The organism is Nostoc sp. CCY 9925 (assembly GCF_963920935.1).
Taxonomy (GTDB): domain Bacteria; phylum Cyanobacteriota; class Cyanobacteriia; order Cyanobacteriales; family Nostocaceae; genus Nostoc.
In genome coordinates this window covers 107,973-129,569 of sequence record NZ_CAWUDO010000014.1, presented here as the reverse complement: position 1 = coordinate 129,569, position 21,597 = coordinate 107,973, and the positions used below count along the sequence as shown (strand labels likewise).

General features: G+C 43.4%; 18 protein-coding genes and 1 other RNA gene. 9 read left to right on the top strand and 10 right to left on the bottom strand.

Annotated features, from left to right (window positions below; all coding sequences use genetic code 11):
* Window positions 1-255: 255 nt before the first annotated feature.
* Window positions 256-2,178 carry a GTPase family protein gene (locus tag ACM0OY_RS10575; protein ID WP_414568807.1) on the top strand — a complete coding sequence of 641 codons (1,923 nt, stop codon included), beginning with the start codon at window positions 256-258 and terminating at the stop codon, window positions 2,176-2,178.
* Between the two features lie 82 nt (window positions 2,179-2,260).
* Here the strand turns inward: ACM0OY_RS10575 and ACM0OY_RS10570 are convergent, their stop codons facing one another.
* From ACM0OY_RS10570 to purE, 3 genes are all read right to left on the bottom strand, one after another.
* A complete protein-coding gene (locus tag ACM0OY_RS10570; RefSeq protein ID WP_414568806.1) occupies window positions 2,261-3,823 on the bottom strand; it encodes an ammonium transporter in 1,563 nt (520 codons plus the stop codon).
* 373 nt (window positions 3,824-4,196) lie between these two features.
* On the bottom strand, window positions 4,197-5,657 hold the full coding sequence (locus ACM0OY_RS10565; protein ID WP_414568805.1) for an ammonium transporter: 1,461 nt from the start codon (window positions 5,655-5,657) through the stop codon (window positions 4,197-4,199).
* 337 nt (window positions 5,658-5,994) lie between these two features.
* Entirely contained in the window at window positions 5,995-6,516 is a 522-nt protein-coding gene (gene purE / locus ACM0OY_RS10560; RefSeq protein ID WP_414568804.1) for a 5-(carboxyamino)imidazole ribonucleotide mutase, read from the bottom strand.
* Window positions 6,517-6,582: 66 nt separating this feature from the next.
* Here purE and nagA point away from each other — a divergent pair, with 66 nt between their 5' ends.
* The gene (nagA, locus tag ACM0OY_RS10555) at window positions 6,583-7,752 is read left to right on the top strand and encodes an N-acetylglucosamine-6-phosphate deacetylase (RefSeq protein WP_414568803.1); all 1,170 of its coding nucleotides are present in this window, start codon (window positions 6,583-6,585) and stop codon (window positions 7,750-7,752) included.
* 104 nt (window positions 7,753-7,856) lie between these two features.
* Here the strand turns inward: nagA and ACM0OY_RS10550 are convergent, their stop codons facing one another.
* Together ACM0OY_RS10550 and ACM0OY_RS10545 are read right to left on the bottom strand one after the other, a co-directional pair.
* Window positions 7,857-9,569, bottom strand: coding sequence for a diflavin flavoprotein (locus ACM0OY_RS10550; protein ID WP_414568802.1), 1,713 nt, complete (start codon window positions 9,567-9,569; stop codon window positions 7,857-7,859).
* 108 nt (window positions 9,570-9,677) lie between these two features.
* Window positions 9,678-11,396: a diflavin flavoprotein gene (locus ACM0OY_RS10545; protein WP_414568801.1), complete on the bottom strand. Its 1,719-nt coding sequence runs from the start codon at window positions 11,394-11,396 to the stop codon at window positions 9,678-9,680.
* 1,280 nt (window positions 11,397-12,676) lie between these two features.
* Between ACM0OY_RS10545 and ACM0OY_RS10540 the strand changes: the two genes are divergently transcribed.
* From ACM0OY_RS10540 to ACM0OY_RS10510, 7 genes are all read left to right on the top strand, one after another.
* On the top strand, window positions 12,677-13,120 hold the full coding sequence (locus ACM0OY_RS10540; protein ID WP_414568800.1) for a helix-turn-helix domain-containing protein: 444 nt from the start codon (window positions 12,677-12,679) through the stop codon (window positions 13,118-13,120).
* 171 nt (window positions 13,121-13,291) lie between these two features.
* The gene (locus ACM0OY_RS10535; RefSeq protein WP_414568799.1) at window positions 13,292-14,461 is read left to right on the top strand and encodes a TIGR03032 family protein; all 1,170 of its coding nucleotides are present in this window, start codon (window positions 13,292-13,294) and stop codon (window positions 14,459-14,461) included.
* 163 nt (window positions 14,462-14,624) lie between these two features.
* On the top strand, window positions 14,625-15,164 hold the full coding sequence (locus ACM0OY_RS10530; RefSeq protein WP_414568798.1) for a phage tail protein: 540 nt from the start codon (window positions 14,625-14,627) through the stop codon (window positions 15,162-15,164).
* Between the two features lie 31 nt (window positions 15,165-15,195).
* Window positions 15,196-15,723, top strand: a complete 528-nt coding sequence (locus ACM0OY_RS10525) for a GNAT family N-acetyltransferase (RefSeq protein ID WP_414568797.1) — start codon at window positions 15,196-15,198, stop codon at window positions 15,721-15,723.
* Window positions 15,724-15,727: 4 nt separating this feature from the next.
* Complete coding sequence (locus ACM0OY_RS10520; RefSeq protein ID WP_414568796.1) at window positions 15,728-15,877, top strand: phage tail protein; 150 nt, start codon at window positions 15,728-15,730, stop codon at window positions 15,875-15,877.
* A complete protein-coding gene (locus ACM0OY_RS10515) occupies window positions 15,835-16,287 on the top strand; it encodes a cadherin repeat domain-containing protein (RefSeq protein ID WP_414568809.1) in 453 nt (150 codons plus the stop codon). Before ACM0OY_RS10520 ends, ACM0OY_RS10515 begins: the two co-directional genes overlap by 43 nt.
* 60 nt (window positions 16,288-16,347) lie before the next feature.
* Window positions 16,348-16,581, top strand: a complete 234-nt coding sequence (locus tag ACM0OY_RS10510) for a hypothetical protein (RefSeq protein ID WP_414568795.1) — start codon at window positions 16,348-16,350, stop codon at window positions 16,579-16,581.
* Between the two features lie 362 nt (window positions 16,582-16,943).
* On the opposite strand, the gene ssrA is transcribed toward ACM0OY_RS10510, so the two are convergent.
* The 5 genes from ssrA to ACM0OY_RS10485 all read right to left on the bottom strand — a co-directional run bounded on the left by ssrA (window position 16,944) and on the right by ACM0OY_RS10485 (window position 21,490).
* Window positions 16,944-17,334: a transfer-messenger RNA gene (gene ssrA, locus ACM0OY_RS10505) on the bottom strand.
* Between the two features lie 146 nt (window positions 17,335-17,480).
* Window positions 17,481-18,428, bottom strand: coding sequence for a F0F1 ATP synthase subunit gamma (locus ACM0OY_RS10500; RefSeq protein WP_414568794.1), 948 nt, complete (start codon window positions 18,426-18,428; stop codon window positions 17,481-17,483).
* Window positions 18,429-18,659: 231 nt separating this feature from the next.
* Window positions 18,660-20,180: a F0F1 ATP synthase subunit alpha gene (gene atpA / locus ACM0OY_RS10495; protein ID WP_414568793.1), complete on the bottom strand. Its 1,521-nt coding sequence runs from the start codon at window positions 20,178-20,180 to the stop codon at window positions 18,660-18,662.
* Window positions 20,181-20,366: 186 nt separating this feature from the next.
* Window positions 20,367-20,921, bottom strand: a complete 555-nt coding sequence (atpH, locus tag ACM0OY_RS10490; RefSeq protein ID WP_414568792.1) for an ATP synthase F1 subunit delta — start codon at window positions 20,919-20,921, stop codon at window positions 20,367-20,369.
* Entirely contained in the window at window positions 20,918-21,490 is a 573-nt protein-coding gene (locus ACM0OY_RS10485) for a F0F1 ATP synthase subunit B (protein ID WP_414568791.1), read from the bottom strand. Before ACM0OY_RS10485 ends, atpH begins: the two co-directional genes overlap by 4 nt.
* Between the last annotated feature and the right edge of the window lie 107 nt (window positions 21,491-21,597).

The following is a 21,597-nucleotide window of genomic DNA, read 5'->3' as shown; positions in this document are numbered from 1 at the left end:
AGCAACTTTACTTTCCGTTACATACTTTGGTTTTTTTGCGCCATTCTACTTAAAAAGATGTTTCTGTTAATTCCCTCCAAATTGTTATTGGAGATAGCTAGTCTTTGAAAGGCTAGCAAAAACAGGCTTGTAAAGTCTGTTTGCGCTACTCTCATCTAAAAGTAGCATTTGAGCGATCGCTTTATCCTGCCTAAATTGAAAACGATAAACTTTTTACAAGAGTGATTTTTGCAAAAACTCAAAAGGTATAGGGCAATGGTGCGATTAAAGCTGTGGCAATGGGTTGTGTTGGCAATGCCGATCGCTTTCATTATCATTTTCTTACTGGTATCCGCTGGTTTGCAAATCCATGCGTGGGGCATTAATTGGATTTGGGCTGTGTTCACTCTTTTATTCCTTGGCTGGCGTTGGCTGTTAGTCAAATGGACTCAACCCGCCCTACAGCAGGTAGAAGCTGTATTAGCTGAATTTCAGCAAGAATTAGAATCGGCGGCAGAAGATAATGTAGTACCGGTGGGAAGTGACGCTACTAAGCAAGCAGAAGCCGCACTGCAAAAGATTTTGCAAGTTGCACAAAGCGATCGCCCGATTTGGGAAGATTGGCAAACTTTTTGGACGCGATGTCAGGATTTAGTTGTAGCGATCGCTCATATTTATAATCCTCAAGTTCAATATCCGCTGCTGAATATTTACGTTCCCCAAGCTTACGGGCTGATTCGGGGAACAGTGGATGACGTGGATTTGTGGATGCAAAATTTATCCCCTGTACTGAATCAGGTAACAGTAGGACAAGCATATCAAGCCTACGGAGTCTACCGTAAGTTGGAACCATCTGCTCGAAAATTTTGGAAAGCTTGGAACTGGGCACAGTGGCTATTAAATCCGGTGGCGGCGGTAGCAAAACAAGTTAGTCAGGGTTCCAGTAACCGCGCAACTGAGCAATTATTGGTCAATTTGAGTCAATTATTTCGGGAAGTTGCCCTGAGGAACTTATGCAAGCAAGCGATCGCTCTCTACGGAGGTAGTACCTTACCAGTTTCAGTATCCTCAACTACACCAACCTTACCCAGAGCAAAAACCCAAACACTTAAAGAAATCCTCACTCAAGCCCAACCAGCCGAGGTGGTTGAACAAAAACCCGTGAATATTCTGCTGGTGGGGCGCACAGGTTCGGGAAAAAGCAGTTTAATTAACACGCTATTTCAAGCAGATCTCGCAGCCGTCGATGTTTTGCCCAGTACCGATCGCATTCAAAATTACCAATGGCAATCTCAAACGGGAGAAAGCCTAACGCTTTTGGACACACCTGGTTATGAACAAGTCAACCGTACAGATTTACGAACTTTAGTGCTTGATTATGCTATCAACGCAGATTTATTGTTGTTAGCTACCCCAGCGCTAGATCCTGCTTTACAGATGGATGTAGACTTTCTCCAAGAGATGAAAGCGGAAATTGCAGATTTACCGGCGATCGCAGTTGTGACTCAGGTAGATCGTCTGCGTCCCATCCGCGAATGGCAACCGCCTTATGATTGGGAATGGGGCGATCGTCCCAAGGAAATTGCAATTCGTGAAGCTACTGAATATCGCGCCAAGCAGCTGGGTGACTTTTGCAATCTAGTTTTACCCGTAGTTACAACTGACAGTAAAACAAATCGAGTGGCTTGGGGAGTGGAGGCGCTATCGTTGGGATTAGTAAATGCGATCGCTCCTGCAAAACAACTCCGTCTCGCCCGGTTTTTGCGTAACCTAGAAGTCCGCACCGTTGCTGCTGCCAAAATCATTGACCAGTACACTTTTCAAATGGCGACAACCAAGGGATTAGCATCACTGCTCAAAAGTCCAGTTCTTCAGTTTATTTCTACTTTATCAACTGGATCTCCAAACTTGGCTTATGTGTTAGCAGAACAAATTCCCGTGGAACAGTTACCAATTGTAATTGGTAAACTCCAAATGGCTTATGAGCTTTTCTCGCTTTTGAATACAGGTAACTCTAAGCCACTCAATTTTGATTTACTATCTTTGTGGCCGTTGCTGTTAGAAAACTCCGCTTCCGCCGAACAAAATGCTTGGGCATTTGGTCACGCCTTAGTGGAATATTGGACTCAAAATTTGACGGTGGAACAACTTGGCGATCGCTTTAAGAAATATTTATCTACGTTAAGTCAAAATTCCTAAAACTAAAAAACTACGAGGTACAGATTATACCGCACCTCGTAGCAACAATTTAGAATCCCTTCGACTTTAGTCACGGGGAAGTTCAAAATTTTCCAATTGAACTTTCTCCTTCAGAAAATGCAGTTGCCTCAGCTTCTTTCAAGAATCCGCTGTAGGCTTCCATGCCGTGTTCACCGATATCCAAGCCTTCTAATTCCTCTTGTTTGGATACTCTGATACCTAAGGTAGCTTTTAGTACTAACCAAAAAATACTACTCAGTAAAACAGTGATGCCACCTACTGAGATAACGCCCAGAAATTGAACGCCCAACTGTCCAATGCCACCACCTGCAAATAAACCTTTTGCTGGACCAAGTGCCTCACCATACCAGGAGTAAACACCAGGGCCAACAGACCACAGACCAACTGCTAGAGTTCCCCAAATACCGCAAACTAGGTGAACTGAGGTAGCTCCTACTGGGTCATCAATGCCAAGTTTGTCAAAGAATGTGACAGAGAAAACTACGATTACTCCAGCAATTAAACCAATGATGAAAGCACTACCGATGCTGACGTAGGCACAAGAGGCTGTAACCCCAACTAAGCCAGCCAAAATACCATTGATAATCATTGAGAGGTCTGGCTTACCTAAGTAAAGCCAAGCTGTAATTGTGGCAGCAATACCACCAGTAGCAGCAGCCATGTTGGTTGTTAAAGCAATGTGAGTAATTGCACTAGGATCGGCAGCCATCACAGAACCGGGGTTGAAACCAAACCAGCCCAACCAAAGAATTAAACAGCCTAAGGTGGCAATACTCATGTTGTGGCCTGGTAGGGCAACAACTTGCTTATCTTGATATTTACCAATACGGGGACCGAGAAATGCTGCTCCCATCAAAGCTGCCCAGCCACCAACGGAGTGAACCACTGTAGAACCAGCAAAATCCCAAAAACCTTTGTCTGCTAGCCAGCCAGCTCCCCAAATCCAGTGTCCGGTGATTGGGTAGGCAATACCTACAAGTAAAAGGCTGAAAATAAGGAAGTCAACAAACTTAATTCTTTCAGCTACTGCACCCGAAACAATTGTTGCTGCTGTCCCAGCAAATACTAGCTGGAATAAAAATTTCGCAGCTAAGGGTACACCAGCCCAACTAATACCATCAAAGACACCTTCATAGGCTTTTCCAGTAGCGGGACTGTTATCTGCTCCTGCTAAGAAAAACCCATTCAAGCCAATGAAATCGTTGCCATCGCCGAACATTAAGCCAAAACCAATTGCCCAAAAAGCAACGGTGGCTAGAGCAAAGACAATCAAGTTTTTGGCAAGAACGTTGACTGCATTTTTCTGGCGACAGAAGCCGGTTTCTAACATACAAAAACCAGCGTTCATGAAGAATACTAAAAAGGCTGCGATCGCAACCCACAAAGTATCGATAGCAACTTTGAGTTCTGCTGTTGTTGGGCCGGCAGCTGGAGTTTGGGCAACTGCGGCATAACCCCAACCCAATACAATCAGACAGGCTAAAGGTAAGCAGGCTTGCCAACTGGGAGTGAGTCGCTTAAGTGCTAAATAAAATCTCTTGACTTTTGAGTTTGATTGTGCAAATTCGCTGTAATTTCTTACAGACAGATGCCTTCTTTTTGTTTTCGATTTTTGTTTGTACATGAATTTGAACATCATCCTTCAAAACATCGTTCAAAATAGGAAAAAACTCAAGTAGGAAGTTAATTCCAGTGGATTTTGATATTTTTCCTTGAGACCACTTGCTTCCAAACCAGAAAATCAAATAACCTTAGTAGGAGTTTAAAAAAATATTGGCACATCTGTAAATATTTTTTGTATATCTTTTTGAGAAATTCAGATATTGTTTCTCCAACAATCAACTCTACTTTACTTAATCTTTATTATCTCCAAAAGACATTTTTGCAAGTAAATCGCTCAAAATTGTTTATTTAATGCCAATAAGAAATATGGTATGGGTAAAAAACCTAATTAATTGGCAATAACTATTTTTCAGCTAATAGCACGATCGCAGGCTCTATTCGTTCTCAAAAGCTTTGATATCAGGAGTCTGAGTGTGATTTTTTTCTGATTCTGGGATCGCGTAAACATCCGGCCATACCGAGGCACCGTGTTCGTAAGCATCAATACCGATGCGATCGGCTTCGGGATTGACACGTAAGCGTCCTATTGCTTTGAGACCACCATACATTAAAAAGGCGAAGGCAACGGTGAAAATTGCGATCGCAACTACACCCAAAAGTTGTATAGCCAGCAAATCAAAGCCACCACCTAAAAATAACCCTGCCTTTTTGTTCAGCGTCAGTTCTGATTGAGCGAAGAAGCCTACTGAGAGAGTACCCATCATGCCATTGATACCGTGTACGGAAAACGCCCCTACCGGATCGTCGATGTGGAGTGACTCGATCAAATCCACTCCAAGTACAACCAAAATTCCACCCGTTAAGCCAATCAAAACCGCTGCCCAAGGAGCAACGAAAGCGCAAGGTGCTGTGATTGCTACTAATCCAGCCAGAGAACCATTGAGACAATAAACCAAATCCCATTTACCTGTGCGGATGTACTGGAAAATAATCGTTGCTAGTGCCGCCGCTCCTGCGGATAATGTAGTATTAATTGTTACTAAGCCCATTAATCCTGGATTAGCCGTGCTAAGAGTTGAACCAGGGTTGAATCCGTACCAGCCAAACCATAAAATCATTGTTCCTAAAGTGGCCAACCCCAAATTATGCGCTGGTGGTAGTGTCCCCCAAGCCGGACGACCAGGACGAGGGCCAAGTAAATAAGCACCAATTAGCGCTGTCCAGCCACCTACAGTATGGACAACGGAACCACCAGCAAAATCATGATAGTACAGCTTGGTTAACCACCCGTTGGCGTTCCAAGCCCAGTGAACTACGAGCGGGTAGCTAATCGCACCCATAATGGCACTGTAAATTAAATCACCAATAAAATCGGTTCTTCCAGCCATTGAACCGGTGGTGATGGTACTGGCGGTAGCAGCGAAAGCAAATTGGAAGAAGAACAATGTATAGGTATTGATAGCGACTGTAGAACCAGGTGCGCCCAATGGATAGCTACCATCAGCAGCAGGTAGCTGACTCAGGAAGAAGGTATCTATACCAAACAAACCGCCAACACTCGTACCAAAAGCGATACCAAAGCCGATCGCCCACCATGCCAAAATGGTTACAGCGGCATCAATGAAGTTTTCCAATAAGGCATTAACTACACTTCTTTGCCGGAGTAAACCTGCTTCTAACATGGCAAACCCGGTTTGCATAAAGAATACTAAAAAACCAGATAATAGTACCCAGGTAGTATCAATTGAAATTTGCAGTTTTGTTGTCGCTTCCGATAAAGATTGCACAGTAGGAGGATCTGCCGCCTGGACAACTGTCGGCGCCAAAACTGCAAATACCATTGAACCGATACCTAGCGCTATTAAGCGATGCCAGGGTCGAATACGGTTATTCATTGCTCACTTTTTGCTGCTGGAAAAGCGATGGTTGATGTTGGTAATAGGTTCAACAACATCTTGCTGCACTTTGGTAAATTTATACGTTGAGGTATAAATTTGATTGATTGTCTATTTACTTGAACCAAAAAACTGTATTTTTAAATACATTTTTTGGAATATGTTATGACAACATAACTCCTGATACAACAAATAAAGCAACTATATCCTTTGTCCCTAAGTATTTTCCGATATCACAATCAGATAATTTTGTACATTATTAAATTTTTATACGAAAAGTTAACTATTTGTTACTTTGAAGCTGCGTTCCAGGTCAATACAATGTAAAGTTCAGAACTTAGAATTCAGGACTTGTTAAATATTGCTTATAACCGAGTTTTTCTAGTTTGGCTTGCTTGGCGAGTACTGATTCAGATAGGGTTTGACGATATTTTTGGACTTTTTCTAGTAATTCTGGTTGTGCTGTTGCGAGTATTTGTACTGCTAAAAGCCCAGCATTTTTGGCATTACCAATCGCCACTGTTGCTACAGGAATCCCACCAGGCATTTGTACTATTGAATATAAAGAATCTAATCCTTGCAAGTTACGGGTGGGTACAGGAACACCGATCACAGGAAGAGGAGTTAAAGAGGCTACCATTCCAGGTAGATGAGCAGCACCACCCGCACCAGCAATAATTACTTTAATACCGCGTTGGTGTGCGAGTTTGGCATATTCCACCATACGTTCTGGAGTACGATGCGCCGAAACGATCGCCACTTCATTTTCGACGCCAAATTCATCACAAATTGCGATCGCTTCTTTCATAGTGGGCAAATCGGAATCGCTGCCCATGATAATACCAACTAAAGGAGTCATAGAATTTTCGATTAATGGTCGATTGTTGAATTTAAAATCAGATTTAGCTATATTCTCCCGAATGTGATGATTCAAGCAACACAAAGTCCCCTAGAAATTATCAATGCTAGAGTACCTGGTTATAAAGATTTGCAAATGCTCTCGATTAATCAAGAGGGGATAATTGAGCAAATTTTACCAATGGATACAGTAGGGATGCAGAGCAATGCAACCCTACTAAATATAACAGGTGACTGGATTTCTCTAGGTGGCGTTGATTTGCAAATTAACGGTGCATTGGGATTAGCATTTCCTGATTTGAGGACTGAAAACGCTGATCTTCTTGAGAAAATAACGCAATATTTGTGGAATGTAGGAGTAGATGGATTTTTACCGACACTTGTAACAACGTCGGTAGAAAATATTCAGCGATCGCTTGCAGTCATCGCTAATTTTAGTGAAAAACAGACCTTGGGGGGAAAGTCAGCCGCCAAAATTCTCGGAGTACATCTAGAAGGGCCATTTTTGAATTTCCACAAGCGCGGCGCACACCCGGCAGAATACCTGCTACCCCTAACAATTGAGGAGGTAAAGAGGGTTTTGGGGGATTATGCTCATATTGTAAAAGTTATCACCTTAGCGCCAGAATTAGATCCCAGTGGTGAAGTCATTCCATATTTGCGTTCTTTGGGAATTACCGTTAGTTTAGGACATTCCCAGGCGACGGCGATCGAAGGGCAACGCGCCTTTGAACTAGGCGCAACGATGGTAACCCATGCGTTCAATGCTATGCCACCACTACATCATCGCCAACCTGGGTTATTAGGGGCAGCAATTACCAATCCGGATGTCATGTGTGGTTTTATTGCCGATGGAGAGCATGTTTCACCTACGATGCTGCAAATTTTACTGCGTGCCAGCGATGGAGAAAAAGGGCTATTTCTGGTTAGTGATGCCCTTGCACCTCTGGGATTACTTGATGGGGTGTATCCTTGGGACAGTCGGCAAATTGAAGTCAAAAACGGTACTGCACGATTACCAGATGGCACATTATCAGGAACGACTTTACCCTTATTGGTGGGAGTGCAGAATTTAGTAAAGTGGGAAATTTGCAACGTGGAAAGTGCGATTTTATTGGCTACCAATGCACCAAGGCAAGCAATTGGTTTACCAGGAATTATTCCAGCCCAAACCGCTAATTTATTACGCTGGCATTGGGATGAGCAGACAAAAGAACTATCTTGGCAAAGATTATAATAGCTCAACCCGCCAGAGAATTGATTCTCTAGCGGGTTGGAAGGTAAATGCAGATCTAAGACTATCTAACTAATAATGATGTGCGCCTGCCTTGCAGACTCGCATTAGTAATGAGTACCGGTTTTACGATGGTTGATGGCAGTAACAGCATCAGGCTTGAGCAATTTACCTTCATCTACAGTTGCATACACAACCCAGTGGTCGCCACATTCCATACGTTGGTTGACTGAACATTCCAGATATGCCAAAGCGTCGGTCAGAACGGTACAGCCGTTATCTGCAACTGCTGTACTAAAATTGGCAAATCGATCTTCTCCAGGTGCAAAAGATTTACGGAAATGCTTCATGTAATCTTGATGATTGCCATCAGGTAAAATATTTAAGGCAAATTTACCACCAGGATACATTAAAGATTCGATCGCTCGGTCTTTGGCGATCGCTACAGTCAGTCCGGGTGGATTAAAGGTAGCTTGAGAAACCCAAGCGCCTAGCATCCCAGTAGATACTTCTCCTTGTCTAGCCGTCAGCACGCAAACGGAACCAACAATTCGACCCACAGCTTGTTCTACTGGAGTCGCCGCTTGTTGCGGTACACGCACTTTTTTAGCCTTTTTCAGTGCTTGGGCAAAATCTGTACCTACTTCTTCACAGAATTTGAGGGTCACATCATCTGGTTTAAACTTCACCTTCAGAGTGTCAAAACCCAAACGGTATCCAGCATCCCGGAGTTTACCTTCAATTAAATCGAATGCTTCACCACTCCAGCCATAGGAACCAAACACCCCAGCCAGTTTGCTGTTGTCACCACTGGATAACACAATACCTAAAGCAGTATGAATAGGAGTTGGTGCATGACCGCCGATAGTAGGAGAACCGATGATAAAACCATCTGACTGTTGTAAGTTGATGCGAATTTCATCAGGGCTAGCAAATTCGCAGTTAATCGATTTGACTGCGACTCCGCCTTTGGTTAGTCCCAGAGCCATCGCTTGTGCTAAAGTTGCTGTGTTTCCGTAAGCTGAAGCATAAAGTAAAGCAACAGAAATTTCGCGATCGTTGTGAGAACGGCTCCATTCTCCATAAGTTTTGGTCAGTTGGATTAAGCCGGTGCGTACTAAAGGACCGTGACCCACAGCATACATTCTCACCTGCAAATCTGATATTTTCTCCAAAGCTGCTTGCACGTGAGTAGCTTGGGGAGCCATCAGGCAGTTAAAGTAGTAACGCTGGTCTTCTCTAAGCGCCTCCGGATTATCATCAAAGGCTTCATCGCCACAGATATGAGTTGCAAATAACTTATCTGTGTAGAGAATTTGGGTCTGCTGGTCGTAGGTACAAAGTCCTTCCGGCCAGCGCGGACTGGGAATGGGGAGGAATTTCAAAACATGACCTTTACCTAAATCCAGAGTTTCTTTCCCCCGCATCACCAAGACTTGCAAATCCCGGTCTAGGAAAGCAGCACGTAAATTGTTGGCACCGGGAAGAGAACAAACAAAAGTTACCTGTGGTGCAAGTTCTAAAATTGCTTTGAGGGTTGCAACTCGGTTGGGATTAAAATGACCTAAGATCACATAATCCAAACGTGTCAAATCTAAAGTTTGCCGCAACGTCTCTAAATAAATTTCGGTAAAACTTTCTGGCGGTGGATCGATTAGTGCGGTTTTATCAGCTTCAATTAAATAGCAATTGGAGGTAGTACCTCTTTCAAGTGCGTATTCAATTTCAAACCGCAGACGTGACCAACTACGTGCCCTGAGAGCCTTACTATTTGTGGCAATTGGTAAAACTTGTACGTCGCGTGGCTTGGAATTGATCATAGGTGTTGAGTGAGGTAGGGTACAGGGGAAAGGGGAAAGGAGAAAGGGGAAAGGGGAAAGGGGAAAAGTTATCTCAGTACCCAGCACCCAATCCCTATTCGCTATTCCTTAGTAGTAATTTCCAACTTTGCGATGACGAACGGCTGTCAGTCCATCGGCTTTGGAGACGCGACCTTCTTCGACGGTGCAGTATAAAATCCAGTGGTCGCTGCATTCCATACTGCTCTGTACTTCACATTCCATGTATGCTAGAGCATCAGTCAGAATTGGGGAGCCGTTTTTGGCAGTTTGAGTTTTGACTCCGGCAAATCTGTCAGCACCAGGATGCAAGCGCTTGAGAAAGTGCTTTTTGAGTTCTTGATAATTGCCTTCTTCCAACACGTTGAGGACGAAGCGATCGCCTACTTGCATTAAGGAATCAATGGCGCGGTCTTTGGCAACGGCTATTGTGAATCCTAGTGGTTGCAAACTCGCTTGTGTCACCCAGGAGGCTAGCATGGCACTGCTGACATCATCTTTTTTGGTGGTAACGATGTACAGCCCGCTGCTAATGCGACCCAAGGCTTTTTCCATGTTGACATCAAGGGATTTGATTTGCTTGATGTTGCGATCGCGCACCAGCAATTGTCCCAAGTCTGTACCTGCTTCTTCACACAATTGGAATGTGGATGCTGTGGGAGCTTCTTTAATCCGAATGGCGGGAAAGGCTTCTTTGATGCCAGAGTCAATAAATTTTCTCCGGAGTGTATCAATGGGTTCATCATCTCCGCCATAACATTCAAACAGCCCAACCACTTGCTTGTTCTTGGCGACAGCTAGTAGGGAACTGATACCAGCTTGGGCGGCGGCGGCGGTACTTGGTGGCATACCGATAATGATGCCAGCTGCTCTCCCGGCTAGTTCTTGGATTTCTTGGCTCTGGGCAGTACTGAGATCTAGGACTTCTACCCCAACTCCTGTTTTCTGGATTCCCTCGGCAATTGCGTGACCAAGGCGTTCAGCATGTCCGTAATCTGAGACAAAGAACAAGCCAACTGTTGTTTCTGCTTTGACTTGTCTGTGGCTCCAAGTTTCGTAACATCCAGTTAGAACATCTAAATGATGGTGTAATAAAGGCCCGTGACCATTGGCGATAATGTTAATTTTCCCCAGTTCACTCATTCTCTTCATGGCATTCACCAGAGAACGAGCGTTAGGACCCATCAAGCAGTCGTAGTAAAATCTAAAGTCAGCTTCGATCGCTTCTAAATCTTCGTCGAAGGTGCGATCGTCACAAAAGTGCATCCCAAAGGCATCACAGGTATAGATGATTTGGGTTTTGCGGTCAAAGCTGAAGATTGTGTCCGGCCAGTGCAGGTTAGGCGCACTCACGAATTCGATTTCGTGTCCTTTGCCGATATCTATGCGATCGCCACTTTTAACAATCCGTTTTGAAAATGGATCGTGTACTAAACCTTCCAAAAATTGCAATGCAACTTTGGAAGCTAAAACGGTGGCTCTCGGCGCTAACTGAAGCACATCTTCTACTAAGCCGCTATGGTCTGGCTCTGTGTGACTAACAATTATGTAATCTATTGTCTTGGGGTTAACAAGACCTTTTAGAGTCTCTAAATACAGCTGGCGAAACTTCTGGTGAGAAGTATCAATCAAAACTGTTTGTTCGCCCCTAATTAGATATGAATTGTAGGTTGTACCATTTTGCAGTCCGAATTCGATATCGAAGCGATCGCGATCCCAATCAAGAGAGCGAATCGCCGTTGTATTAGGGGCAATTTCTACAGTTTGTATAGTTAGCCGATGTTGAACGTTCTCTGCGATCGCTACCATTATCCGTCTCCGAGCGCAAATTAACAGATTTTTTCTGTTTCCATTATCCCTATAATTTTTTTTTAAAGTTGTAATGAATATTAGTTTTTGTAATTTTTAACTTGTATTAATTATTGCTATTTATCTGCATTGTTTTTAACTCCAAAAATATACTAAATACTAATTTGTATATCAATATATACTGAGTATATATTTTTGCTAATAATAAATTGTCTTGTAATTATAAAATATCATGTACATAATATCTTTTTTAATATCAAAGTTAAAAAAATTCCAAAGTTATTCAAAATATGAAAAAAATTATGAATGGTAATGACATACCATAAATCAGAAATTAACCTTTGATTTATCAGAGCAAAATATTAGGCGATCGCACATTTTAGCTTCTGATTTATTAGGTAATGCATCAAGCAATATTTTATTTAAAATCAATACTATAAAAAATAAAATTTAATTTACGTCATTTACATCAATTCTGCGTTTAAACTTGAGGTTCATCTCAGGTAGAGTTCGTTTCTATATCGTTAAACATAAATAAACGTTCCCCTCTCTCATAACTAGGGAAGAAAGGTAAGAAAAGTCAGAAAAGTATGAAAGGTAAGAAAGGTATGAAAGGTAAGAAAATTTTATTGTAGATTTTGTACAATCATCAAATAATAACCACTCAGCAGTGCTTTCTCCAATGGATATTAAATATTCTTGTTTTCTCCACGAAAATTTACTACCTAAAATGTAAACTTTATGTAAACTAGAAGAAGCAGATATGTTTTGGGAGAAAATCAAAGCTAATTTACTCAAAGCAGTGGAATCAAAAAAACTGGGTTTGTAAATCATTTTTCTGCTCATCCAAGTCTAAAATAGTGGCAAAACAATTTTTAAAGTTTTGATAAATGCCTGTACAAATATGAAGGATTAAAAAAGTTTAATGATAGAGTTTTGTATGATCGGCATTAGGCATTAATCAGGACAAAACCTAAAAATTATTGTCCTCATAGCCTCAGCTACGGCGTCTGGCTATGCAATAAACGTATCTATAGAGACTAAGGCTCTACTATTTAAAATGCCTAATTTTTGATGTTGATTTACCAACTTTTAAAATATTCTCAAGCCAATACTTCGTGTGTAGCAAGCCATAAAATAGACTTCGGCAGCATTAATACTTATTGCTCAGTTTGTAGCGTAATATTTGAATGTGTGCCCTAGTAAATTTAGAGGTCTGATATAGAGATAAAAATGTCAAAGATTGACTGTGTAAAAGGTTATAGTATATGGGATGCCGATTGAAAGTTTTTCTAACTGAAGAAGAAAAGTTGACTCTAGAAGAGTTAAGAAAAGCTAAAGATATTCCGCAACGTACCAAAGATCGTGCCCAAGTTTTACTGTTAAATGCTCGTGGCTTAAAAAATGAGCAAATTGCTAAAGGCTTAAACTGGGCGATTTCAACAGTACGTCAAACCCTTCATCGCTGGGAAAAGTTGGGGTTAGTAGGCTTGTGGGATGCTCCTGGCCGAGGAGGAAAACCCCGATATTCCGAATCAGATTTGATTTATCTAGAAAATTGCTTAGCTCAAGAACCAAAGGCTTATAATTCTCACGAACTAGCAAAAAAATTGGCCTCTGAACGTCAAGTAAATTTAAGTGCAGATCGACTACGACGAGTACTCAAAAAAAGGCAAAGGAAGTTTGGAAATACACCCACACAACTCCAGAAACAGAATAACTAGAATTCATAATTTAGAATTCAGGATTCAGAATCAATTAGTGGGAAATTTAGGGGAAAGTTGTAGGGGTAGCTTCCACTGGCGCAGCTAAGCCACGTCGGCATATGCTTGCGACAATGCCAAAGGCGAATTGAAGTCAAAAGTTGGGACAGAATTAGGTGGCGATGGCGGATCTTGACTACAACCACAGTAACAGTCAAACTGAAGGGGCGATCGCCCGGTCGTTTGCCAAACCCAATTTCTCCCATGAGCCAATCATCTAATACTACCGTTCAGTCTGGTCAAGCGATCGCCTGTTCAATTTCAGATTCCTTTGTCTCTTGGATGAGTCAAGCCAAAGGAGCGATCGCTCTGACAACTTACCAAGCAAATAAGGTTGCTTTAATTGCTTGGAACGGACAACAGGTAACTCTACTGATGCGCCAATTTCCCAAACCTATGGGCTTGGCTGTGGGAGAACAATGTCTAGCGCTGGCTACCAAAGAAGAAGTCTACATCTTTGCAAATGCTCCTCAACTTGCTAATTCTTACCTGGAAGGCCAACCAGGATGCTACGATACTCTTTATCTACCACGAGTTGTATATTTTACAGGCGATTTAAATACTCACGATTTACTATTTGGGCAAGATACTCTGTGGTTAGTCAATACTCGCTTTTCTTGCCTTGCCACACTCAGTAATCAATTTAACTTTATTCCCCATTGGCAGCCGAAATTTATTTCTCAGCTCGTGCGAGAAGACCGTTGTCACTTGAATGGATTAGCGCTCGTTAACGGTCAACCCAAGTATGTTACTGCTCTGGGTGAAACTGATGTCGTCGGAGGCTGGCGTGCTAACAAAGCCACAGGTGGCATCTTGATTGATGTCGAAAACAATGAAACTTTGTTACGGGGACTCTCCATGCCCCATTCTTCCTACTGGCATCAGGGTTATTTGTGGTTGCTGAATTCTGGCAGGGGAGAGTTATGGCGTGTGAACCCTCAAACCCTAGAACATGATGTGGTTTGTGTCTTACCAGGATTTTTACGGGGATTAACTTGTGTAGGAACCTATGCCCTAGTGGGACTTTGCCAGATTCGGGAACGCCACATTTTTGGCAATTTACCCGTGCAAGAGCGATTTGGGCAGTTGTTGTGTGGAGTGGCGATCATAGACTTGCAGAATGGGCAAACAGTGGGAATGCTAGAGTTCCTAGCAGGATGTCAAGAACTTTATGCGGTACAATTTTTACCAGGTGTTTTTCGACCAAATATCTTAAATGCCGAACGTGCAGAGATTCGTCAGGCGTTTACAGCTCCGGGTATTGATTACTGGCTAAGGCCTAGCGCGGAAATTAAAGATTGATTTCAGTAAGTAAAGTTTTTCGGTTACAGAAGTTGATATAGCTACTTAAAACGTATCATTTTATGCGATGCATTGACAGTATATTTCTGTAATATCCAATGCAAAGATCGTCAAAATTAACGACTGAGATTGCATAGATACAATAATTGGAGTATGTGAAACGATGAGCGATCCGTATATAGGCGAAATTCGCATGTTCGGGGGAAATTTTGCACCTGTGGGTTGGGCGCTCTGTGATGGGCAGTTACTCCCCATTTCCGGAAATGATGCCCTATTTGCTTTGATTGGTACAACCTATGGCGGGGATGGGCAGACAAACTTTGCATTGCCTGATTTACGAGGTCGAGCGCCCATCCATCAAGGGACGGGGACTGGATTATCTCCCCGCAATATTGGCAAGCCAATTGGAGCGGAAGCTGTAACTCTCACCACAGATCAACTGCCACAACATAATCATTCTCTGACAGCCAACACCAATTCAAATCCAGGAGTCATTACTGCCACAGATAAAAGCCCAGTTAATAATGTGCCAGCTACCGGCACCCTTGAAATGTATGCCCGACCAAGCGATCCATTGGTATCTATGAGTGCAAATGCGATCGCCCCCTTTGTCGGTGGTAGCCAACCCCACAGCAATATGCAACCCTTTCAGGCAATCAATTTCATCATTGCGCTGGAAGGTATTTTCCCACAGCGAAATTGACCTGTACAGAATAGTTGCTGAGGGCACATAGATGATTGATTTTAGCTTGCTTAACTACCGTGCTGTCTCCCTCCAAGATGAGAATTTTCTATTTGAGTTGTATGCCAGCACTCGTGCGGAAGAATTAGATGCTTGGGGTTGGAACCAGTCCCAGCGAGAAGCTTTTTTGCAAATGCAATTCAAGGCTCAACGCTGGTCTTATCAGATGAATTTTCCCAAGGCAGAACATCAGATAGTAGAGTACTGCGACCGCCCCATTGGTAGCATTCTAGTAGACAGAACGCTGACAGAAATTCTTTTAGTGGCGATCGCACTGCTACCAAAATATCGAAATCAGGGAATTGGAACTCGTTTGATTCAAACTCTATTAGATGAGGCTACACAAAACCATCAGATTGTCAAGCTACAAGTAATTTGGCACAATCCAGCCTTCCATCTATATCAGCGCTTGGGATTCTATAAAACAGGTCACACGGCTAGCCACATACAGATGGAATGGCAGTTGTCAAAAGCCTCTTCCTTTAATATTTCACACAAGTCAATATCATCAAAGAGCTGATTATATGGATAATTTCATAGGTGAAATTCGCATGTTTGCTGGTACTTTTGCTCCTAAAGGTTGGGCATTTTGTAATGGACAAATCCTACCCATCAGCCAAAATACTGCCCTATTTTCTCTTTTGGGTACTTTTTATGGCGGGAATGGCACTTAATTCTCAGTGCTACCAGCATCGACGAAAATGTGGCTGCTAACTCTGTAGTGGCCAACTTCAGCACCATAGACCCCGACGCTGGCAACACCTTCACCTACAGCCTAGTTGCTGGAACTGGTTCCACCGATAACGCTGCTTTCAGCATCGTCGGCAACCAGTTGCGAATCAATAATTCACCTGATTTTGAAACCAAGAATTCTTACAGCATCCGACTACGTACCACTGACCAGGGAGGACTAAGTTTAGAAAGTCCCTTCACTATCACTGTCAACAATCTTACTGAACAAAACATCATTAATGGTACGGCTAATTCGGATATCTTGCGAGGAACTGCTCAAGACGATATCATCACAGGTTTCGGGAAAGCAGATTTGATTATAACTGGTGATGGTCGAGACTCAATTGTATAGACTAGCCTTAATGAAGGCATTGACCTCATCAAGGACTTTTCAATTGGCAACGACAAGATTGTGTTGACAAGCTTACTCGACAGTATAGTTGCTGGTGGTTATAACGGAACCAATGCGATCGCTGATGGTTATGTGCGAGTGCGATCGCTTTTGGGTAGTACTAATCTCCTCTTTAGTCTTGATATTGACGCAGATGGACTAGGGAATAGTAAAACCTTCCAAAGCTTGACTACGATTACAGGTTCCGGATTAACACTCTCTGGATTGAGTAACCCCAGTAATTTCGTTTTTTAGGAAGTGTTTTCAAACTATAGCCAAAGACAGATAGAAGCTGTGAGGTAAGTTGTAGCGATTTTCATTTGAATAAGTTACACGGTAGGGTAGCAAAGCTGTCCTACCTTACAAATTGTTTGTACTCGACGCAATTGCAAACCGCTATATGATGTAGTTCTGTTCAGACAGCAAAAAACAAAATCCACCTCAATACTTGTCGGTTAAGGGGAAAAGGGGAAGGGGAAAAGGGAAAGAAAAAACCTTTAACCCTTACCCTTTAACCTTTTCCCCAAACCAAATTCTGAGTTCAAAATGCACAAAGCGAGTAGTATTGAAATCCACCTTGATATCAAATTATCAGGTGGACTTGTTAGTTTTTTTGTTAGTGGATCCGAGCAGAGTCGAACTGCTGTCCAAATTGGGTATTGACCCCCCGCTCATTCACAGGTTTAGCCTATCTAACCCTCAAGGCGGGAATCGTTCATTATCCCGAACGTAGGATGCTCTGATTTAATCTTAGCCAGCAAGCCAACCAGAGAACGCTTGCTAGAGCATCCGTTGGGGTTTTGTCTTCAGTCCTTAACGGAGTCAAACTAAAGACGCTCGAACCTGTAAGAGGTGTTTTAGGCTGCTACTAGAGCTTCCCGACGAGCAAATTTTACGATGTTATTCGCATTTACTTTTGTTTTGAGCCTTTGATTTCCGAGAGGAGACTCACTCTCGACCTGAATCACAGAGCAGCGTTCGCCAACCTGTCGAAACCGTGACGGACCCATGCGGTTGATATTTCTATTATAATACGCGATTTTTAATTCGTATTAAAGCCAGTACAAATGGCTTCAATCACTAAAAATAGCCAATCGCTAATTTTAAAATAACTAGCAATTGGCTATTTTCAACGATCCACAACAAGTATTTTCCTAAGTTAATGCTTCGGCACCACCCACAACTTCAAGGAGTTCTTGAGTAATTGCCGCTTGTCGGGCTTTGTTGTAAGACAGGGTGAGAGTGTTAATTAATTCACCAGCGTTCTCGCTGGCATTACTCATAGCTGTCATGCGGGCTGCTAGTTCGCTAGCCGCTGATTCTTGCAGCGCCCGCAATAGCTGGTTACTCAGATACAGGGGCAACAAAGAATCGAGAATCTGTAGCGGATCTTGCTCGAAAATCATGTCAGGAGCTAATGGCCGCACTTGCTTGGTGACTTTCTCCCGTTCTACTTCAAATTTACCGCCACGGGTTGTCAAGCGGAAAATTTCGTCATCACCTGCTTCTAGACCTTGTGGATCTAGAGGTAGCAAGGTTTGTATCACAGGACGGGAGCTAACCAAGGAAAGGAATCTGGTATAGATTAATTCAACCCGGTCTACTTCTTCGGAAAGGAACAAGGAAAGTAGCTGGTCGGCAATTTGAGTTGCTTCTGCTGCGGTAGGAATTTGCTCTAAGCCGCTGTAAGTGGCATCAATGGGCTGATTGCGGCGTTGAAAGTACTGTGTAGCTTTACGTCCGACAAGCACAAATTGATAATCTACACCTTCTGCCTTGAGTTCCTTGGCGCGGTTTTCGGCGCGACGGATAACGTTACTATTGTAGCCACCGCATAGACCCCGATCGCCAGAGACGACCAAAAGTGCCACGGACTTCACTTGGCGTTTTCTCAGCAGTGGTAGGTTTGCTTCTTCAAACCGGAGACGGCTTTGTAAACCATACAATACTTGTGCCAAGCGATCGGCAAAGGGGCGAGTTGCTAGCACTTGTTCCTGTGCCCGACGCACCCTTGCTGCCGCAACTAGGCGCATAGCTTCTGTAATTTTTTTGGTGTTTTTGACCGACTGGATGCGATCGCGTATTGCTTTAAGATTGGCCATATTTTTGTCCTTTGTCCTTAGTCATTTGTCATTTGTCCTCTGTTACAAAGTTGAGGCAGTCAGTTGGCGGGGTTCCCCGCTTAAAGGAACTGCCGTTGAGCCACTGCGTTGGATTTCCCGGCTTGAAGCAAGTGGCGTCTGATTTAAGGAAGCCTTAGCTCAGACTTTGGGCTTTGTCACTAGTCATTTTAGTTATTCACCAATGACTAATGACTAATGACTAAAGACTAATTACGCTGTTGCTTTGAAGGTCTTCTTGTATTCGGTGAGTGCTTCCTTCAAGGCAGATTCTTCTGTGTCACCTAATGCTTTGGAAGCTTGCACTCCTTGGGCGTACTGGGGTTTACCAGTTTTTAAGTAGTCCCGCAGACCTTGGGTAAAGACGGTGACTTTATCTACTGGTATATCATCTAAGTAACCGTTGATACCAGCATAAAGAATTGCCACTTGCTCGTATACTGACAGAGGAGCGTTTTGTGGCTGTTTTAGCAATTCCCGCAAGCGTTGACCCCGTGCCAACTGGTCTTGAGTGGCTTTATCTAAGTCAGAAGCAAATTGCGCGAATGCTTGCAGGTCGTCAAATTGTGCCAGTTCTAATTTAATTTTACCAGCAACTTTTTTCATTGCCTTGGTTTGAGCCGCAGAACCTACGCGGGATACGGAAATACCCGGGTTCACAGCGGGACGGATACCAGCGTTAAACAAGTCAGAAGAGAGGAATATCTGACCATCGGTAATAGAAATTACGTTGGTAGGAATGTAAGCCGAAACGTCACCTGCTTGGGTTTCGATGATTGGCAGGGCAGTCATACTGCCTTTACCTAATTCGTCACTGAGCTTTGCTGCTCTTTCTAACAAGCGGGAGTGGATGTAGAATACATCTCCAGGGTACGCTTCGCGTCCGGGTGGACGACGCAGCAACAAGGACATTTGGCGGTAAGCTTGGGCTTGCTTGGAAAGATCATCGTAAATTACCAAGGTAGCTTTGCCTTTGTACATGAAGTACTCAGCAATAGTTGCGCCTGTGTAGGGAGCTAGGTATTGTAAGGTAGCTGGGTCACTGGCATTAGCGGCGACGACGACGGTATAGTCCATTGCGCCCTTTTCTTGCAATGTCTGCACCACGTTAGCGACGGTGGAAGCTTTTTGACCGATGGCAACGTAGACACATACTACATCTTCTTCTTTTTGGTTGATGATTGTGTCAATGGCGATCGCAGTTTTGCCAGTTTGGCGGTCACCAATAATCAATTCCCGCTGACCACGACCAATGGGAATCATGGAGTCAATAGCTGTGATACCCGTTTGCATGGGTTCGTGTACAGACCGACGGGCAATAATACCGGGTGCTGGAGATTCAATCAAACGGCTTTCTGAGGATTTGATGTCTCCCTTACCGTCAATAGCACGACCCAAACCATCCACAACTCGTCCAATTAAGGCATCTCCTACGGGTACTTGGGCAATTCTACCAGTAGCAGTTACAGAGCTACCTTCTTGAATTTCCAGACCTTCACCCATGAGTACCGCACCCACGTTGTCTTCTTCCAAGTTCTGGGCGATACCGACTGTGCCATCTTCAAATTCTAAAAGTTCCCCAGCCATAGCCTTTTCCAGACCATAGATCCGGGCAATACCGTCACCAACTTGCAGGACAGTACCGACGTTAGCAACTTTGACTTCTTGGTCGTATTGCTCGATTTGTTGTTGGATAATGCTGCTGATTTCGTCTGGTCTAATTGATATGCTCATGTGTCTATCTTTTTTGCTTTCGAGACTGAATTCAGTGCTGAGCGATGAGAGACGCGATTATTCTCTTACGAGAAGCCGCTCTTCGAGCGTCTACGCGTCTGTACAAGAGTGCTTTGACAATTTTAGATTTTTAATTTTGGATTCACGGAGAAATCTCAAATCTCAAATCCAAAATTGAATAGCTTTCTAGCCACTAGTTAAGCGCAATGAGAGGCGACGTAGCTGACCTCGGATACTAGCGTCAATTACTTGGGAGCCGACTTTAATAATCACACCACCAATTAATTCGCTGTCTACTTTGGTTTCCAGTTCGACTTGGCGAGCTTTAGTGATGGCAATCACTTTTTCTGTAATTGCTTGCTGTTGAGCTTCTGTGAGGGGAATGGCTGAAGTTACTTCCGCTAATACGGTTTGGTTCAGCTGCCGCAACAGCGCCAGATATTGCTGTAAAATCGGTTCCAAGAAGGCAATGCGTCGCTTATCTACCAGTACTAGCAAAAAATTGCGTAAGTAGGGATTAGCGCCTTCACCAACTATTTGTTTGATGAGAGCCTTTTTACTCTCAGACTGAATAAAAGGGTTGCCAAAGAAGTTTTGTAGCTGTTTGTCTGCTCTCAGCAGGCTCAGGAAAGTACGCGCATCTTCCCCGAACTCTTCTGTCAAATTTTTCGATTGCGCTATTGACAAAAGTGCCTGTGCATAAGGCTGGGCTACTTCAGCTGTCGCTACTTGACTTGTCATACATTGCCTCCGAGTTGTGCGATGCTACGGTCAATTAAAGTTTGTTGAGCATCGTCGGCAATCCCGCCTTTGAGTTGCGATTCGACTTTTTGCAATGCTAGAGTCGCTACCCGTTGCCGCAGTTGGGCAATCGCTCGCTCTGTTTCGGTGTTTAAATCCGCTGCTGCTGTTTGTTTCAAGCGTTCTACGTCTTGTGCCGCCTTCGCTAACAAGGCTTCTTTCGCTTTTTGGGCGTTTTCTTCAGCAGATTTACGGATGCGTTGTGCCTCTGCTTGAGACTGGGTTAACTGCTCTTGTGCTTGGGAGAGGGCAATCTTTGCCTCTTTTAACCGTGCTTCTGCTTCCTGAATTGCGGTGGCAATATTGGATTGTCGCTCGTTCAGGATATTGCTTAAAACTTTACGTCCGAAGTAGAATAATATGCCAACCAGAATCGCTAGATTGATGAGATTGGTTTCAAAAAGGTCTAGATTTAGACCAAAACCACCCTCTGCCGCGCCTTCTGCCAATTCAGAGCCAACGGCGTTGGCTTCTGCGGCAAGTAATAAGAATGTGCCCATGATACCCATCTACAAGTGCGCTGCTTGCTAGTACGTTCGTATTTTCCCGTAGGGAAATTAGGTAAATAAATCCCGTAGGGAAATTAGGTAAATAAATCCCGTAAGGGAATTAGGTA